This is a genomic window from Rhizobium sp. BK060, from assembly GCF_014193145.1.
Classification (GTDB): domain Bacteria; phylum Pseudomonadota; class Alphaproteobacteria; order Rhizobiales; family Rhizobiaceae; genus Rhizobium.
Genome location: NZ_JACHYW010000073.1, coordinates 1 through 1,257 on the forward strand (window position 1 = coordinate 1; position 1,257 = coordinate 1,257).

At 62.1% G+C, this 1,257-nt stretch carries 1 protein-coding gene; it reads left to right on the top strand.

Annotation, left to right across the window (positions count from 1 at the left end; genetic code table 11):
• Positions 1-695: 695 nt before the first annotated feature.
• Positions 696-1,142 (top strand): reverse transcriptase domain-containing protein, encoded by a 447-nt coding sequence (locus FHT71_RS32100; RefSeq protein WP_246718120.1) that lies wholly within the window; start codon positions 696-698, stop codon positions 1,140-1,142.
• Positions 1,143-1,257: the final 115 nt, after the last annotated feature.

The following is a 1,257-nucleotide window of genomic DNA, read 5'->3' on the forward strand; positions in this document are numbered from 1 at the left end:
GACGTCTAAACAACGCTTCATGAACCGCCGTGTACGGAACCGTTCGCACGGTGGTGTGGGAGGAGGGATGCCGAAAAGCTCCCTCCTACCCGATTGCGCCAGGCATGGCGCGTGGTGGGAGGGCACCGTTTGACCTGGATGGTATCCGGTCGATGACTTGGAGGTGCAAGTCCTCTGCGGGCCCTGGTGATGGGAACCGCTAGCCGAACAGCAAGGGCGTCGTCGCGAGGCGGGGTCTGAAGGAAGTTGTAAGCAAAGTGCCGGCCTGACGAACAGGAAGCGCATTGAGGCGTCCGCATCCGGGCGAGGGAGAAATGAAGCCCGAAGCCCGATATCACCCGGAGGGTGCGGCCGTAGATGCGCCAGGTATGTGGCATGAAGGTCACGCGTCTTACCCTGGGAGACCTGCCGACCTGCCTTTGGCGACAGATGTGCTACCGGCGTCGCAAGGCGCCGGGATGGGGCGGCAGGAGTCAGCAGATGCCGTAGTAGCCGGACCAAGCGGCGAAGGGCTGAACATGGAGTGCCGGACGGAGGCCGGTCTTTCGATGGTGAGAACAGACGCAGAAGACGGAGTTGAGATGCTCCGTGCCCAAGCTGGGAGTAGCGGCCGGAAGTCGCGAGGGCAGGTCTTGGGTGCATCAGACACCACGGCAGGACCGTTATCCTCTCGACCGGAGGCGAATGAGCGACTGATGGAGATGATCCTCAGCCGCGAGAACATGATGGCGGCTTACCGCCGAGTGATGGCGAACAAGGGTGCGCCGGGCATTGATAAGAAGTCTGTCGAGCAATTGAAGCCATACCTTGCGGAGCATTGGCCGCGCATCAGGGAAGACCTGCTGGTGGACGGCTACAGACCGGCGCCGGTGCGCGGGGTGGAAATCCCCAAGCCCGGCGGTAAAGGGATGCGGCAATTGGGCATCCCGACCTGTCTAGATCGGCTGATCCAACAGGCGATGCATCAGGTGCTGATGCCGATCTTCGACCCGGATTTCTCCCCCTCCTCCTACGGCTTCCGGCCGGGGCGGAGCGCTCACGACGCGGTTCTCGCCGCTCGGTCACATGTGGCCGACGGTCGCCGTTTCGTGGTCGATCTTGATCTGGAGAAGTTCTTTGACCGAGTGAACCACGATGACTGATCCGTCGCTACCTGCAGGCTGGGTTGATGACGGGTGGAATCGCGACGGCACGCAGCGAGGGTACCCCGCAAGGCGGTCCACTCTCGCCGCTGATGTCAAATGTTCTACTCGATGA